This window comes from uncultured Rothia sp. (assembly GCF_937976295.1).
GTDB lineage: Bacteria > Actinomycetota > Actinomycetes > Actinomycetales > Micrococcaceae > Rothia.
Window position 1 is genome coordinate 1 of record NZ_CALJRY010000204.1, and the last position, 2,291, is coordinate 2,291.

Sequence of the window (2,291 nt, forward strand, 5' to 3'; positions counted from 1 at the left end):
TTCGGGTTCAGCTTGATAGCGTCCGGGTTCTTCGGGTACACACGGAACGCGCGAACCTCAGAGTAGGGGCGGGACTTCGCCGGAAGGAACAGACGCCCAGCCTGGAACGAATCCGGGTTGTACAGCACATAATCGCGGTTGTACATCAGCAGCATGATAATCAGCGGAATATACGCCGCCGCCAAGAACCAAGACGCGTTACCAATATAAATCGCTTCCCAATCCTCGTCGATGCTCCAACCCGCAAGCGACGTCAAGAAAACCAAAGCGAGCAGGAACGCAATACCGCCGAGGATCCAGTAGGCGGTGCGGTCGTCACGAATCGGCTCCACGCCCGGCACCGTGCCGCGCACACGGAACGGTGCGCTCAACTTACCCAGCGTTGCCGAGTAGATGCGCGGCATGCCCAGCACACGGTCGTCCTTGCTGTATCCGCGAACTGCACGCCACTGACGGCGGCCAATACGCGCACCCAGATACACCATGAGGAACGGCAGAAGCAACGCCGGCAGTACAACGCCGTCGTACACGATATCCCAGTACAGGCTGAAGGTGGAGACCGCCACAATCCAGCCCCACAGGTACATGACCACGTGGAACCAGCCGCTAAACACGCCGGCGCCCTCAATAGAATCCAGCTTCTTCTTCGCCTTCTTCGTGGCGCTACCCTTGCGGGAAGAGCTCAGCGGCGCACCCATCGCGGTGCGTTCCGCGGTGGCGCGGCGCGCCTCATCAACGGGAGAGCCGGACACCTCAAGGTACAGGTCGGCTGCCTTCTCCTTCTTGATGGGCACCGGGTAGGCGATATCCACCAGCAGGCACAAGCCCAGGTACACCATGAAGGCGATCAGCCACACGTCGCGTAGCTGCTCCATGGGCAGTCCCAGAGCGCTCAAATCCATGAGCGGCTCACCTCCTTACGTCTCTCAAACCCTTACGCGGATGCGGCAGCAGCGGCGGCGGCCGGAAGAGCCGAGATGATGCGGTCCATCGCCTCATCGTCGTGGGCGGCAGAAACGAACCACGCCTCGAATGCGCTCGGCGGCAGGTACACGCCGGATTCGAGCATGGAGTGGAAGAACGCGTTGTAGCGGCTGGTTGCCGACGCCTTGATGTCTGCGTAGTTGTGCACGCCCGCCTCGGAGGTACCAAACGCCACCGAGAAGAGGTTACCGGCGCTCTGGATGGAGTGGTCCACACCGGCGGCGTTGAACGCCTCGGTCAGAGCCTGCTGCAGCTGGGCGCTACGCGAATCCAGGTGCGCGTAGACGGCGGCATCAGCCAGGGTCAGGGTCGTAATGCCCGCCGCCACCGACAGCGGGTTACCGGAGAGGGTACCCGCCTGGTAGACGGGGCCGACCGGCGCCAGGTGCTCCATGACCTCACGCTTACCGGCCAGCGCCGCGATGGGCATACCGCCACCAATGACCTTGCCGAACGTGAAAATATCGGGAACCCAGCCGCCATCCTCGGGAGCAGCGTAACCCCAGTAACCAGCCGAAGACACACGGAAACCGGTCAGCACCTCATCAAAAATGACGAGCGCACCGTTCGCGTGAGCAATCTCGTGCAGGCCACGGTTGAAGCCGGGCTCGGGGGTCACCACACCCATGTTGCAGGGCGCCGCCTCAGTAATAATTGCGGCAATCTGACCCTCATGGTTCGCGAACGCCTCACGCACAGCGTCCAGGTCGTTATAGGGCAGAACGATGGTCTCCGCGGCGGTTGCGGCGGTCACGCCAGCAGAACCCGGCAGAGCCAGAGTCGCCACACCCGAACCAGCCTCTGAAAGCAGCGCATCCACGTGACCGTGGTAGCAGCCCGCGAACTTAATGATCTTGTCGCGACCGGTTACACCACGCGCCAGACGAATCGCCGTCATGGTCGCCTCAGTACCGGTAGACACCATACGCACCTGATCAATCGCACCGGGAATCGCCGCGTTAATACGGTTGACCACCAGCTCAGCCAGCTCAGCCTCCGGCGCGCTCGCCGCACCAAAGGACAGACCGCGCTCAGCCGCCTGCTGAACCGCCTCAACCACCTGCGGATGCGCGTGGCCCAGAATCGACGGGCCCCACGAGCAGACCAGGTCAACGTACTCGTTGCCGTCCGCATCGTACAGGTACGCGCCCTTAGCCTTCGCCGCAAACGCAGGGGTGCCGCCCACAGAATTGAAAGCACGCACCGGGGAATTCACACCGCCGGGAATCACCGCGCGAGAACGCTCAAACAGCTTCTCGCTGGCTTCGTGGTGCAGCGGGTGGGTAGAGGAAGGAGTCATCGTATCG

General features: G+C 62.5%; 2 protein-coding genes. Both read right to left on the minus strand.

The features are described 5' to 3' along the window. The coding region (locus Q0216_RS05620; protein WP_298593622.1) for a sugar dehydrogenase at positions 1-902 on the minus strand (902 nt) is incomplete at its 3' end. Between the two features lie 32 nt (positions 903-934). Then, positions 935-2,284, minus strand: coding sequence for a glutamate-1-semialdehyde 2,1-aminomutase (hemL, locus tag Q0216_RS05625; RefSeq protein WP_298593623.1), 1,350 nt, complete (start codon positions 2,282-2,284; stop codon positions 935-937). Positions 2,285-2,291 lie beyond the last annotated feature (7 nt).